The sequence below is a fragment of the Pseudoalteromonas sp. SR41-4 genome (assembly GCF_014163985.1).
Taxonomy (GTDB): domain Bacteria; phylum Pseudomonadota; class Gammaproteobacteria; order Enterobacterales; family Alteromonadaceae; genus Pseudoalteromonas; species Pseudoalteromonas rhizosphaerae.
This window is the reverse complement of sequence record NZ_JACJEI010000002.1, coordinates 207,830-222,107: the sequence shown is the minus strand read 5'-3', so window position 1 is coordinate 222,107 and position 14,278 is coordinate 207,830. Positions and strand designations below refer to the sequence as shown.

Sequence of the window (14,278 nt, the reverse complement as noted above, 5' to 3'; positions counted from 1 at the left end):
CCGTGTTAAAAGTTATGCTTGTCTCAGATGTTAAAATAGACGTGATCAAGTTTATGGGTCATCTAGTTAAGAGCCTTAAAAATTGTAATATTTTTAATACTGTAACATGATAAACCTATATATTTAACGTTCGATAACGTGAATTATTTTTGAGTTCATACGCAAGAGCAACAATTAACGCTCATTAAAAAGAATATAAATTTATGAAATGTGAATAAATAAAGATTTAAATACTAACGCAGAGAGCAGCTTAAAACACCGATGCTTAAAGTGGGGTTAAAAATCATATCCGTACGGTATAAATACGGATATGAACACGTAAATTATTCGCCGCTTGCCTCTGGACGAAGTTGTAGCTGTAAACCAGTTAAAAAGTTACGTAATATTTGGTCATTACATACACGATAATGCTTGTTCTCGGCTTTACGAGAAAATGCACTTAACTCATGCTTACTCAAACTAAAATCAGTTAAGGCAAGGACATCGATCACGTCTTCCGTTTTCATATTTAATGCGATACGTAATTTCATTAAAATAATATTATTATTTAATTTAATTTCTGGCGCTGGTTGCTCACCGTCGCGCTTACCGCGCTTTGTATTAATAAAACCATTTAGAAAAATGGCAAACTCAGTATCACTTGGATCTACGTAACCCTCTTCCCCTTCTCTGGTTAGCCAACCAATCACTTGTTGTTGAGTCACGTCATGATCTGCTGCAGCAAAAATTTCAATCATGGTAGTATCAGCTAAATTAAAGGTATAGCGAAGGCGGCGTAAAATATCATTATTAGTCAAAGTAAATTCCAGAGTAAGATAAGACAACCAAGCAGGTATTGCTGGCTTATGAGTAGCCATACAGTTTAGCAGAGTTAACAAGGCCACCCTATTGATTTTTTGTTTTGCTCAACATCCCCATTATGAAGGAACGGCATGATTGATTTAACGCCATTTACTACCGATGCATACCTAGTAGCAACAATCCAAAGTAAGCAAGACACGCTAAAGATTTTTGAAAATGCTGATTATCGTTGGCTTACACTCGGGGATAAGCTAACTTTACAAGGTGTAATGGAAAAATCACAACCGCAGCAAGTATGTAATCCGGTAAATCAAGCTATGCTGCTATTTTTGCTTTGTAGCGAACCCTCCTCACAGATATTAAATTTAGGTTTAGGCAGCGGTTGTTTTGAACGAGCAGTGACTAATAAAGCCGGATTTGAATTAACGACTGTCGAAATTAATCCGAATGTAATTAAAGCAGCTAAGCAGTATTTTTTCCTCAATGACAACAATCATATTGTAGCGCAATGTGCTGAACAATTTATTGCTCAAAGTAGCCGCAAATTTGATGTGATTTTAATTGATGTTTTTAGTGGTAAATCGCAGCCAGCGTTTTTACAAAAGCAGGCATTTTTGTGCGACTGTCATGCTCGACTTAGCACATACGGTAAGATCTGCATCAACTTTACTGCAAAAAATAAACAACAATTAATCGCTCTACTAACGACACTTCGAAGTCTATTCAGTCATATTGTGGTGATTGAATTTAACCAATATAAAAATATTGTGCTGATCGCCAGTGAGCAACGCCTTGATGCTATTAATATTGAACAGATAAAACAGCACAACAATTTTAGCTCGCCTGATTTAGCTGCTGAAATTAAACAATTATTTCATATACCTAAGCTTGATTAAAAATGCGAGCCTGGTTGAGCTAAAAACGCAACTTCCTCGGCGCTGGACTGACGCCCTAAAATGGCATTTCGGTGTGGGTAGCGACCAAACTGATCGATAATATTTTTATGGGCAAGTTCATAATCTTCATTACTCAAACCTTTAAATAATACCATCGCCTGTTGGTGTATAAAGCTCGATTCGCTGTGCATAAACGGCATATAAAAAAACACCCGCTGCTCAACAGGTAATAATTGATCAAAGCCTTTTTCGATTGCCAACTGTGCCAATGTTAACGCTTGCGGATCTTGACTAAACGCGTGAGGGGTATCCCGGTAAATATTACGAGAAAACTGATCAAGCACAATCACTTCAGCTAATGCACCTAAGGCAGTCACTCGCCAAGACGCATACTCGCCTTTTGTAATAGCTATCAACAGATCACTAAATGTATCTCGTATCTTAATATCTGTAGCATCAGATTTTTTATACCAACCAGATGGACCAAGTTCATCAAACCAATAATCAATTACTACTTGATAACTAAACATAAATTTCCCTTAGTTGCCTAATACCTTGGCTGGATCCACTCTTGTTGCCTGCCATGCAGGGTAAATAGTGGCTAATACTGCCAACACAAAAGTTACAATAACAGTGATCACAATATCTTGCCATACCAGCTTACTGGGTAAAAACTCAATAAAATACACCCCTTCCAGCGGGTTTGAGCCTAACAACTGACTCAGTAGGGTAAAAAGCTCACTGATGTTCAGCGCCAGTATCACACCTATAAATGAGCCCAGTACCACGCCAATAAATGCTTGGCTAAGTCCTTGTAAAATAAAGGTCGCTAATATCGTACTGTCTTTAGCGCCCATGGTTTTTAATATCGCTATGTTGGCCTGTTTTTCACGTACTTCTATCACTAATGACGAAACAATATTAAAACTTGCCACCGCAATGATTAAAAACACCACAATATAAACAATGGTTCTGACCATTTGTATATCTTGGTATAAGCTACCTTGGGTTCTAAACCAGCTAGAGATATAAACATAATCATCAATTGTTTGGCCAACCCGTAGCGCAATTTGGTGCGCTTGAAAAACATCGGTTACTGCTAAGCGAAGCCCTGTTACTTGCAGTGGTTCATAACCAAGTACTGATTGCGCCTTACTGAGATGGATGAAGGCAGCAGAACTATCAATAGGGCCACCCATTTCAATAATACCCGCAAGGGTTAAAGTGACCCTTTTGGGTGCTAAAATCTCAGTACTTATCTCATTAACTTGCGGGATCAATAAGGTAATTAACTCCCCTTGCTTAACACCTAATTGTTTAACAATTTGTTGGCCTAAAATAATTTCGTCTTCGCTTATTTGGCTGACCAACTTGCCATGAGTAAACTGATTAACCGCCGATACGTCACTTTCTAGAGCAGGATCAACCCCTCGCACTTCAACCGCTTTTAGTTCACTTTTGTATTGCGCCATGCCATTGACACTAATAAAAGGTGCTGCACCGGTTACGCCACGTTGCTCTGAGAGCTTTTGAACTTTATCCGGCCAGTTATCAATTGGACGATTAGGCGCAACATATTCAACTTGTGGCACAACGCTTAATAAGCGATGTACTAGTTGTTGTTCAAAGCCATTGATCACCGACAAAGCAACAATTAACACTGCAACGCCGAGTAAAATACCAATGGTTGACGCTTTGGCAATAAAACTAACAAAGCCATTTTTTTCATCGCTGCTGCCGGAGCTTGCTCTAAAACGTTTACTTAAATAGGCACTAAGCAACATGGCTGGCCTCTTTAATTGCCAATTTCCCATCATCAAGGTAAGCAATTTTACCCAGCTTATAGGCTAATTCTAAGTCGTGCGTCACCACTACAAAACTGGTATTCAAACTGCTATTAAGCTCTTTGATCAAATCGTAAATTTTAATCGCATTTTGTTTGTCTAAGTTACCTGTTGGCTCATCGGCCAATACTAAATCAGGTTCGCTCACCAATGCCCGCGCAATTGCCACACGTTGACGCTCTCCACCAGAGAGCATTGATGGTTTATGGCTACTACGGTGCGATAGCCCTACTTTATCGAGCATTACGAGGGCTTTAGCATTGGCTTTTTTAGCGCTGAGACCTTTGATCAAAAGCGGCATCGCAACATTTTCTAACGCGTTAAACTCCATTAATAAATGATGGAACTGATAAATAAACCCTAAATGCTCATTACGAAATTTTGCTTGCTCAGCACGTGATAGCTTAGCAACTTGTTGACCTTTAATTTTTGCCACACCGGCACTTTGTGAATCCAAAGTCCCCAAAATGTGCAGTAAAGTACTTTTACCAGAACCAGAGCTGCCAACGATAGCCAGCATCTCACCTTGTTGTAAGGTTAAATCAACCCCTTTTAAAACCTCAACGTGATTTTCACCATCTTGATACACTTTACTTAACTGTTCACATTGGATAACTAAATCATTCATAGCGCAATACCTCTGCTGGGCTAACATTGGCAGCTTTACGCGCCGGATATAAAGTGGCTAAAAAGCTCATGGTAATACTGCCTACGGCAATCAGCGATAAGCTCATTACGTCAAATTTTACTGGTAAGGCAATCCCTGTTAACAAGTTTAAACCTATGCCTGCCAGCACTTCGTTGATATAAGCACTGAGTAATAAGCCAAGGGCTGCACCGATACTGGTGCCAATCAAACCATTGTACAAACCTTGGATCATAAATACTTGCTGCACTTGAGCCGGCGTTAAGCCAAGCGTTTGTAAAATAGCCACTTCACTTTGTTTTTCGCTCACCATCATGGTCAACGCAGAGACAATATTAAATACCGCAACTAATACAATCAGCGCCAGCAGCATCGACATAATGCGTTTTTCCATTGCAACTGCTGCAAACAAAGTACCTTGTGACTGGCGCCAATCGGTGACTGTATGTTGACTTAAAATTGCACTAGCTGAAGCGCTAAAGGCATCTAGTTGAAAAGGATCGTTCAGTGAAATACTCAAATTAGGAGCACTAGTTTGTGGCAACTTTAATACCCGTTGTAGCGATTCGCCGCTAGTAAAAGCAAGTCCCATATCAATTTCAGAACCTGTTTCATAAATGGCAGCAACGGTGAACAAACGTTGGCTTGGTACGCGACCTAAAGGTGTATAGGTTGACGCATTAGGCATGATCACGCGCACTTTATCACCTAAACCAATTCCCAGTTTACGTGTTAAATAACGACTAACCGCAATGTGATAGCGCGATGTCATGACTGTTTGCCAGTTGCCTTGAATAACTTTATCGCTGATTTTATAAAGCGATGCGTTATCGTCGTACAAACCTTGCAATAGCACACCATGTAAATCGCGATTGGTTTGTAAAATGGCTTCACCATGGCGATACAAACTCGCTCTTTTCACAAATTTGGACGCAACAATGGTATCTTGCAGCTGGATCATTTGTGCTTGAGTTTGTCCATCAGACGCAATTTCAACATGAGGAATGAGGCCCAACATATTGGTTTTAAGGTTATTTTCAAAACCATTCATCACTGAGCTGACAGTAAATAATGCCATTAAACCAATGGCGATACCGGCAATGGAGAAAAACGAAATAAAAGAGATAAATGCGTTCCCTTTCGAGGAGCGACTGTATCTCAGCCCGATAAACAGGCTAACAGGTTGAAACATAATTATTTATGGTCACATTTAATGCCAATTCAGCGCTCATACTAGCATAAATAAAGCGCCATTGGGTATGCGCAAAAGTGTAAAAATTCACGACAAATCAACTGCTGTATCAAAATTAAGCCGCTTTATTTAAACTTTTAGTTTAGAGATTTAATAAGGTGATCGAGTAATGCTCTGACATTGGTCGCAACAAATTGTCGCGGAGGATACACTCCCCATACACCTTCTGGTTTTGGCTGATTATTGGTTAAAATAGGCACTAAATCACCCGTGGCTAAATCACTCTCAATGTAATAGTTTGGCACTTGTATGATACCAAGACCCTTTTTAGCTGCATCAGCTAACGCCCAGCCACTATTACACTGTAACCGCCCCGCAATTTTGATATGTTTATCACGCCCTTGCTCGCACACCCGCCAATAACTGCTGTTGCCGACTAAGCATTGATGGTGCTGTAATTCAGCTAATGTGTGAGGTTCGCCAAAACGTGCTAAATAGGCTTTTGAGCAGCAAATTACAAAATGACGCGCACTTAAGCGTCGTGCTTTTAAGCTAGAGTCTTTTAAATGACCAAGGCGAATAGCTAAGTCAAAGCCGCCCTCAAGTAAATTTTCTTGTTCATTGCTCAGCGCCATCACCACTTCTACATCAGGGTGCAGTTGCATAAAAGTATGCACTGCTGGCATCACGAAGCTTTCTCCATACATAACCGGAGCTGTGAGTTTAATTTTACCTTTAGGAGCATTTTGCTGTTGTGCTAATAACGCGGTGGCGTCGTCCATTGCATGCTGTAAATGTTTTGTTTGATGTAAAAAGACTTCGCCTTCTTTAGTCAGTACAACTTTACGGGTAGTACGCGTTAATAATTGGGTATTTAAGCGCTGCTCTAATTGCGTTACATGGCGGCTTATGTGTGCAACAGATACCCCTAATGCGGTTGCAGCGCGGGTAAAGCTGCCTTCTTCACCGACTGCGATAAATTCGTCTATGCCTAACCAACGACTCATTATTACCATACTGTAAAAGTGTTTTATTAAAATGAAGATTAACATTGTTTGAGAAACAAATAAAATAGCGTTATTGTTTTCAAGTCATCTTCGTATTTAACCAGCAAGAGAGTTACTATGTCTGAATTTATAAAATCAAAAGCCGCAATTGCTTGGGGTCCAAATCAACCACTATCTGTAGAAGAAGTGGATGTAATGATGCCTAAAAAAGGCGAAGTAATGGTAAAAATTACTGCTACTGGCGTATGTCACACCGATGCATTTACATTATCAGGTGCCGATCCTGAAGGGATTTTCCCAGCCATTTTAGGGCATGAAGGCGCTGGTGTTGTTTATGCTATCGGCGAAGGCGTAACCAGTGTTGCTGTGGGCGATCATGTTATTCCTTTATATACTGCAGAATGCGGTGTATGTAAAATGTGTACTTCAGGCAAAACAAACTTGTGTTCCGCTGTACGTGAAACGCAAGGTAAAGGCCTAATGCCAGACGGCACGACTCGCTTTTTCAAAGATGGCCAACCAATTTATCACTACATGGGCACATCAACCTTTTCTGAATATACGGTACTGCCAGAGATCTCACTGGCTAAAGTAAACAAAGCAGCATCACTTGAAGAAATTTGCTTACTGGGCTGTGGTGTTACAACTGGTATGGGCGCGGTCACAAACACTGCAAAAGTTCAAGCAGGCGATACCGTTGCTATCTTTGGTTTAGGTGGTATTGGTTTATCAGCAATTATCGGCGCGAAAATGGCTGGTGCCTCGCGTATTATCGGTATTGATATCAACACATCTAAGTTTGATCTAGCCACTAAATTAGGTGCCACAGACTTGATCAATCCAAAAGATTTCGACAAGCCTATTCAAGAAGTTATTGTCGAGATGACCGATGGTGGCGTTGATTTCTCATTTGAGTGTATAGGTAATGTTGATGTCATGCGCTCAGCCCTTGAATGTTGTCATAAAGGTTGGGGGGAATCGGTGATCATTGGTGTTGCTGGTGCAGGACAAGAAATTTCAACTCGCCCATTCCAGCTAGTCACTGGCCGTGTCTGGCGTGGTAGCGCATTTGGTGGGGTTAAAGGTCGTTCACAACTACCTGAGATTGTTGAACGTTACATGGCTGGCGAATTTGCATTAAATGACTTTATCACTCATACCATGGGTCTTGAAGACATAAACGACGCGTTTGATTTAATGCATGAAGGCAAAAGTATTCGTACTGTGATCCACTACTAATATTAAAAATACAGATACCGCATAGCGTGTAAGCTATGTGGTATTTTAGCGAGGAATCTATGTTAGATAATTTAAGCGCCACAAAAGTTAGCGGTGGCTGGCACAAGCAATACAGCCATACATCTACAAGCACCCATTGCCCAATGCGGTTTGCTATTTTCTTGCCACCCGGTGCCAGCCAAACTAATAAAGTACCGGTGCTGTATTGGTTATCAGGCTTAACCTGTACGGATGAAAATTTTATGCAAAAAGCAGGTGCATTTAAAAAAGCGGCAGCGCTTGGTATTGCTATCGTTGCACCTGATACTAGTCCTCGTGGCGACACTGTGCCAGACCAAGACAGTTATGATTTTGGCCAAGGCGCGGGGTTTTATTTAAACGCCACCCAAGCCCCCTATAACACGCACTATAATATGTATGACTATGTGGTAAATGAATTGCCTTCGCTAATTGAACAGCACTTTCCCGTGACTGATAAAAAAGCGATTAGCGGGCATTCTATGGGGGGGCACGGTGCGTTGATGATTGCATTGCGCAATCCAAAAAGTTACACCAGTGTTTCTGCTTTTAGCCCAATCACCAACCCTATTGACTGTCCTTGGGGGCAAAAAGCGTTTAGTCAGTACTTAGGAGATGATCAATCACAATGGGCCAATTACGATAGCTGTGAACTAATGAAAAAAGCACACAGTAACGAATTTTTACCAATGCGTATTGACCAAGGTGATGCCGATAATTTTTTAGTCGAGCAACTAAAACCAGACAATCTAACTGCAGTGGCAAAGCAAGTTAATTACCCGCTAACGTTGAATATGCACGCAGGCTACGATCATAGTTACTTTTTTATCAGCAGCTTTATCGACGAACACTTATCATTTCATCAACTGTATCTTCAGCGTTAATTGTATTCTCTACTGTGAGGTTGTCAGTCGTTACCTCCTCACATTGTTGTATTGATTTAGTTATTCTTTTGCAGACCAGAGTAGGCTCTGAGCTATCTTGCACTAACCCCACTAAAAAACGATCTACTTCGATGCCTAAGTCCGCAAATGACAAAGTCTGTTCATGACTAAAGTAAGTATTATCTTGAGGCGATACATGTGCGGGGGCCTGCGCTAAATCAGCATCATAATTTGTATCCGCTTTTGAATAAATAACTCCATCAACTAATACACCCGCTACAGTGCATGCGCTTAGTAATTGGCTGACAAGTAAAACAGTAATAAAGTGCTTGAACATAAATTTAATCCTTTATATCCCATTGCTTAAATGCGTAAGTTATTATTTAACTACCTCGAATGAGCCAGTTTTTAATAGCATTAGTATTGCTTAGTGGTTGTATCTGTAATACTCACTATAAACGAACGAGTATAAAACACTGTAAAAAACTGTAAGTGAATAACAATAAAGTAATTAAACTATAAACTAGCTCGAGCATAGCAACAGTAATAGGTTTAACTACACTTGTAACTCCTTCATAAACTCTTTTACAAATCCTATCAGCTGCAAAATAAAAATAAACAAAAATGGCACTGCACCAATAATTGCAATACTTCGGTTAAGTAATTCATTATTTTGTAATAACAATACCCAGCTACTTAGAGCTAAAGTAAAAGACCACACATACAAACTAAATCGATGACTGCTTTTTGTCCCCGCTAAATTACGGATCACTAAAATTGCAGAATCTGCCGAAGTAGCAACAAAGATCAGTAATAATAATAAGCTCGACCAAATAAGCACACCTCCTTGCCAACCTAACTGCTTAAAAAATACAAATAAGCCTTGTGTATAATCAGTTTTAATAGCGGCCATAATGCCACTACTATGGCCGCTATCCCAAGCAATAGCAGATCCCGAAAAAACACTAAACCAAATTAAAGTAACGAAAGTTGGCACAATTACTACGCCAACAATGTATTGCCAAACTGGCCGACCTTGACTTATTTTAGCTAAAAAAACCCCAACAAAAGGTCCCCACGCTAGCCACCAAAAATAATAATTATACGTCCAACTATTAGCCCAAGCAGGATCATTTAGTTGACTTGATAATTGCCATGTCCCTGTCACTAATAAGTGGCTATAAAATTTAACGCCACTGATCGCCACATCTATAATCGGTTGTAGTGGTACCATCATGATGAGCCAAATAAGTACTCCAAATGCTAAAAAAACATTAAATTGACTGAGTGTTTGAATACCCTTTTTTAATCCTAAGCGCGCAGATAAGCTAAACAACAGCGCTAATAACATAATAATAATCAAACCAACTAACCAAGGCGAGTTAATGCCAAGCTCAAGCTCAATCCCTTTTCGTAGTAATAATGTTGAATTTGCAATCGTGCCAACTACACCAAAAAAAATAGCTAAAATGGCCACTAACTGGATCACGTATTTACACTTTAGCTGCCCTGCGCGACTTAAAAATGAAATTGTTACACTCAACACCGGAGCACTTATATCTCCCGCTTTGCCACTGTTATGGCTCAAACCACCTAAGACTAAGCCAAATACTGCGTAGAGTGCCCATGCATGAGCGCCCCAGTTTACTAACGTAATAGCCAATGCAGCACCTTGTCTATCAGGGTAAAGACTTTGCTTTAATGGCGGTTGCAATACGTGCATGGCAGGCTCTGCTACGCCCCAAAAAATTAAACCCGATCCCATTCCTGCAGCAAATAACATTGACAACCAACCAAAAGTTGAAAACTCGACAGATGTATGCTTTCCACCTATTTTACGTTGTCCGAGTGGGCTAATAGCCAGCACAATAACGCTTATCAATAAAAAATTAACTAACAGAAAAAATGGTCCACCCAACACTGATAATGCATTAATGATCAGTGGTTGAATATGCGCGGTGAGCATATCAGGAAATAATAGAGCCCCGCTAACAAATAGCACACACAAGGTGAGCGCTAGTTTTTCAAGATTCGACACTAATTTAGGAATACGAGCTTTAATTACCACATAGATACCTTAAAAATTATACTAATTAAATCGGTTTTATCAGCGCTAACGTTACGACGCTTTAAAGCTACACCAAAGCAACTTTTTAATTTTACATAATTTAGACACAAAAAAACCGGCCGCAGCCGGTTTTCTGATACTTAATAGCAATTATATTGATTTACAGAGCTCTTGAACTCGCTTGCATGATCATGCATTTAATAAAACTGAGATCAATAAACTTTACTTTGCAGCCAAAAGCTTCGCTTGCTCTTGTTGGCTTGCCATAAATTCGTTAAAGGTGCCGTGGAAATTAACCACTTCTTTGTCACGAATATCAATAATACGAGTTGCCAATGATGAAACAAACTCACGGTCATGGCTGACAAAAATCAGCGTACCTTCAAAGCCTTTTAATGCATTATTAAGCGCTTCAATGGCTTCCATATCCATGTGGTTTGTCGGTTCGTCCATCACCAAAACATTTACGTCTTGCATCATTAATTTGCCAAACAATAGGCGATTTTTCTCACCACCTGAGCAGTTTTTAGCTTTTTTATTCGCATCATCCGCAGTAAACAATAACCGACCTAACATGCCACGCACCATTAAATCGTTATGCTTGGCTGTACGCCACTGTGACATCCAATCAAACAAGGTTAAATCGTTATCAAAGTCTTTACTACTATCTTGCGGACAATAGCCAATCGATGCATTTTCTGACCATTTTACAACACCGTGATTAGCTTCAAGTTCACCCACTAAACAGCGAATAAAGGTTGATTTACCAACACCGTTTTCACCAATAATCGCAAGTTTTGAACCCGCTTCTAAAATCAGCTCGCCGCCTTCAAACAATACTTCACCGTCAAAACCATGGCCAAAGTCTTCTAAGATCAATGCTTGGCGGTGCATCTTTTTACCTTCATCAAAATACAATGACGGCGCCATTCGGCTTGACGACTTCACTTCATCTAAGCTGATTTTATCCATGCGTTTAGCACGTGAACTCGCTTGTTTTGCTTTTGACGCATTAGCACCAAAGCGGTTAACGAAATCTTGTAACTCTTCAATTTCAGATTGCTTTTTAGCATTACCAGCAAGTAATTGATCACGAATAAGTGTTGATGCTTCAATGTATTTTTCGTAGTTACCTGGGTAAATACGCAGCTCACCGTAATCAATATCAGCCATATGAGTACATACCGCATTAAGAAAATAGCGGTCATGAGAAATAATGATCATGGTACATTTACGCTGGTTAAGTTCGTGCTCTAACCAGCTAATGGTATGAATATCCAAGTTATTGGTTGGCTCATCCAGTAATAAAATATCAGGGTTAGCAAACAAGGCTTGCGCAAGTAAGACGCGCAGCTTCCAGCCTGGGGCTACTTGTGACATTAGACCAAAATGAAATTCTTCTTCAATACCCGCTTTTAATAAAATATCACCCGCGCGGCTTTCTGCACTGTAACCATCCATTTCAGCAAAAACGCTTTCAAGCTCAGCGACTTTCATACCATCTTCTTCACTCATTTCTGGCAGTGAATAAATACGTTCACGTTCTTGCTTTATTTTCCATAATGCAACGTCACCCATGATCACAGTATCAACCACTGAGTATTGCTCAAATGCAAACTGATCTTGGCTTAAGTTACCGACTTTCAGTCCTGGGCCAATTGATACGTTACCTGATGTTGGCACTAATGAGCCATTGAGGATTTTCATGAAGGTTGACTTACCGCATCCATTGGCGCCAATTAAGCCATAACGATTACCGTTACTAAATTTAGCGGAGATATTTTCGAACAAGGGTTCGGCACCAAACTGCATGGTGATATTAGCGGTAGAGATCAAAATGAATTTCCTAAGCAAATACTGACAAGTACACTGTTCGCTGAATAAGGAAAAGTTAATACAGGCAATAAGACGGTATAAAGAGGCCGCGAATTATACAGGCACTAGCTGCACTAGTCGAGCTTAGTCTCAATAATTGACTCACCGAGCACTGGTTTTTATGTGACTTAAATAAATTTTAATGTCATCTACGGTTTCAGCCAATGATTTGTTCGATAGCAACAAAAAAGCGAAGGCAGTGCCTTCGCTTTTTTATCAAACGTCTCGTTTAAGCAAGTTTGTCTGAAGCAACTTTATAAGTTGGATCTTCTATTACATTAACTTCTACTAAGTCGCGCGCTTTATGTAATAACTGTATACAGTCTGGGCTCAAGTGGCGTAAATGCAACTGCTTACCTGCCTTGGTGTATTTATCAGCTAAAGTATCAATTGCTTCAATGGCACTGTGATCTGCCACTCGGCTGTATTTAAATTCGATGATAACGTCTTTAGGGTCATTTTTAACATCAAACAACTCCGCGAACTTTTTCACTGAGCCAAAAAATAATGGGCCGTGTAGTTCGTAGACTTTAGAACCTTCTTCATCAATGTAGTTTGTAGTAAAAATATGTTTAGCATGTTGCCATGCAAATACTAAGGCTGACACAATCACACCCACACATACTGCAATTGCTAAGTCAGTTATCACCGTTACACCCGATACTAATACAATGACAAAAGCATCTGATTTTGGGACGCGTTTCATCATTTTGAAACTCGCCCATTCAAAGGTGCCTAATACCACCATAAACATCACGCCAACCAATGCTGCCAGCGGCACCATTTCAATCAAACTGGCGGCAAAAATAATGAATGCTAGGAGCATTAATGCTGCTGTAATACCAGATAAACGCGAACGACCACCTGAGTTAATGTTGATCATTGATTGACCAATCATCGCGCAGCCCCCCATCGCACCAAAGAAACCACAGGTAACATTTGCAGCGCCTTGACCAATGCATTCTTTATTGCTGTGACCACGGGTTTCTGTGATTTCATCAATCAGGCTAAGGGTTAATAGTGATTCAATTAAACCAATTGCCGCTAAAATAAGTGCATAAGGTAAAATAATTTTCAGTGTTTCAAAGGTAAATGGCACCATTGGAATGTGAAATTGTGGTAAACCACCAGCAATAGTTGCCGCACTGTCACCAGTCATATCTTTTAAGAAATCAAGTACTGTACGCGCTTCTAAATCAAATCCGATAACAATGGCGGTTACAGTAACAATAGCGACTAATGTTGATGGCACAGCTGTAGTCAACTTTGGCAAAAAGTGAATAATAGCCATCGTTAAAGCGACTAATCCTAGCATGATCATCATCGGCGTGCCTGTCATCCACTGCATGCCACCTTGACCATCGGACACCTTAAATTGACCTAGTTGCGCTAAGAAGATGACAATCGCTAAACCATTTACAAACCCAAGCATCACCGGATGCGGAACCATACGAATAAACTTACCGAGCTTAAACACCCCTGCTAGTATTTGCAGTATCCCCATCAGCAATACAGTCGCGAAGAGATACTCAACCCCATGATCTAGCACTAAACTTACCATAACAACGGCAAGTGCACCGGTTGCACCGGAGATCATACCTGGGCGGCCGCCAAAAATAGCGGTGATCAAGCCAACAATAAATGCTGCATATAAACCAACTAAAGGCTCTACATTTGCAACAAACGCAAATGCAACAGCTTCAGGAACGAGCGCTAGGGCAACCGTTATACCTGATAAGATATCGTTTTTAGCAGAGCTCGGCGCCTTGCTTAATAAGTTAAACATTGAATTCCTCTTCGGGGTGTGG

Annotated in this window: 13 protein-coding genes; 3 read left to right on the top strand and 10 right to left on the bottom strand. The window is 40.3% G+C overall.

Annotated elements, in window-relative coordinates; translation table 11 throughout:
* Nucleotides 1-323 precede the first annotated feature (323 nt).
* Nucleotides 324-797, bottom strand: coding sequence for a DUF1456 family protein (locus H5180_RS02625; RefSeq protein WP_182757646.1), 474 nt, complete (start codon nucleotides 795-797; stop codon nucleotides 324-326).
* A 135-nt stretch (nucleotides 798-932) separates the two neighbouring features.
* Between H5180_RS02625 and H5180_RS02620 the strand changes: the two genes are divergently transcribed.
* A complete protein-coding gene (locus tag H5180_RS02620) occupies nucleotides 933-1,697 on the top strand; it encodes a spermidine synthase (protein ID WP_182730616.1) in 765 nt (254 codons plus the stop codon).
* Here H5180_RS02620 and H5180_RS02615 read toward each other — a convergent pair.
* The 5 genes from H5180_RS02615 to H5180_RS02595 all read right to left on the bottom strand — a co-directional run bounded on the left by H5180_RS02615 (nucleotide 1,694) and on the right by H5180_RS02595 (nucleotide 6,386).
* On the bottom strand, nucleotides 1,694-2,227 hold the full coding sequence (locus tag H5180_RS02615) for a DUF924 family protein (RefSeq protein WP_145233156.1): 534 nt from the start codon (nucleotides 2,225-2,227) through the stop codon (nucleotides 1,694-1,696). The two genes, H5180_RS02620 and H5180_RS02615, sit on opposite strands and share 4 nt — an antisense overlap.
* Nucleotides 2,228-2,236: 9 nt before the next feature.
* On the bottom strand, nucleotides 2,237-3,481 hold the full coding sequence (locus H5180_RS02610) for a lipoprotein-releasing ABC transporter permease subunit (RefSeq protein ID WP_182757614.1): 1,245 nt from the start codon (nucleotides 3,479-3,481) through the stop codon (nucleotides 2,237-2,239).
* Nucleotides 3,471-4,169: a lipoprotein-releasing ABC transporter ATP-binding protein LolD gene (gene lolD / locus H5180_RS02605; RefSeq protein ID WP_149982517.1), complete on the bottom strand. Its 699-nt coding sequence runs from the start codon at nucleotides 4,167-4,169 to the stop codon at nucleotides 3,471-3,473. The genes H5180_RS02610 and lolD overlap by 11 nt, the downstream gene beginning before the upstream one ends.
* The gene (locus tag H5180_RS02600) at nucleotides 4,162-5,379 is read right to left on the bottom strand and encodes a lipoprotein-releasing ABC transporter permease subunit (RefSeq protein WP_145233153.1); all 1,218 of its coding nucleotides are present in this window, start codon (nucleotides 5,377-5,379) and stop codon (nucleotides 4,162-4,164) included. Before H5180_RS02600 ends, lolD begins: the two co-directional genes overlap by 8 nt.
* A 137-nt stretch (nucleotides 5,380-5,516) precedes the next feature.
* Nucleotides 5,517-6,386 (bottom strand): LysR family transcriptional regulator, encoded by an 870-nt coding sequence (locus H5180_RS02595; protein ID WP_182739612.1) that lies wholly within the window; start codon nucleotides 6,384-6,386, stop codon nucleotides 5,517-5,519.
* Between the two features lie 117 nt (nucleotides 6,387-6,503).
* Here H5180_RS02595 and H5180_RS02590 point away from each other — a divergent pair, with 117 nt between their 5' ends.
* Both H5180_RS02590 and fghA read left to right on the top strand, forming a co-directional pair.
* Nucleotides 6,504-7,625 carry an S-(hydroxymethyl)glutathione dehydrogenase/class III alcohol dehydrogenase gene (locus H5180_RS02590; protein ID WP_145233151.1) on the top strand — a complete coding sequence of 374 codons (1,122 nt, stop codon included), beginning with the start codon at nucleotides 6,504-6,506 and terminating at the stop codon, nucleotides 7,623-7,625.
* A 59-nt stretch (nucleotides 7,626-7,684) separates the two neighbouring features.
* Complete coding sequence (fghA, locus tag H5180_RS02585; protein WP_145233150.1) at nucleotides 7,685-8,527, top strand: S-formylglutathione hydrolase; 843 nt, start codon at nucleotides 7,685-7,687, stop codon at nucleotides 8,525-8,527.
* Here fghA and H5180_RS02580 read toward each other — a convergent pair.
* From H5180_RS02580 to H5180_RS02565, 4 genes are all read right to left on the bottom strand, one after another.
* A complete protein-coding gene (locus tag H5180_RS02580) occupies nucleotides 8,481-8,864 on the bottom strand; it encodes a hypothetical protein (protein ID WP_182757613.1) in 384 nt (127 codons plus the stop codon). The two genes, fghA and H5180_RS02580, sit on opposite strands and share 47 nt — an antisense overlap.
* A 219-nt stretch (nucleotides 8,865-9,083) precedes the next feature.
* Complete coding sequence (locus H5180_RS02575; RefSeq protein WP_310736479.1) at nucleotides 9,084-10,595, bottom strand: BCCT family transporter; 1,512 nt, start codon at nucleotides 10,593-10,595, stop codon at nucleotides 9,084-9,086.
* A gap of 222 nt (nucleotides 10,596-10,817) precedes the next feature.
* Nucleotides 10,818-12,431: an ABC-F family ATPase gene (locus tag H5180_RS02570; protein ID WP_145233148.1), complete on the bottom strand. Its 1,614-nt coding sequence runs from the start codon at nucleotides 12,429-12,431 to the stop codon at nucleotides 10,818-10,820.
* Between the two features lie 268 nt (nucleotides 12,432-12,699).
* Complete coding sequence (locus H5180_RS02565) at nucleotides 12,700-14,256, bottom strand: SulP family inorganic anion transporter (RefSeq protein WP_145233147.1); 1,557 nt, start codon at nucleotides 14,254-14,256, stop codon at nucleotides 12,700-12,702.
* Between the last annotated feature and the right edge of the window lie 22 nt (nucleotides 14,257-14,278).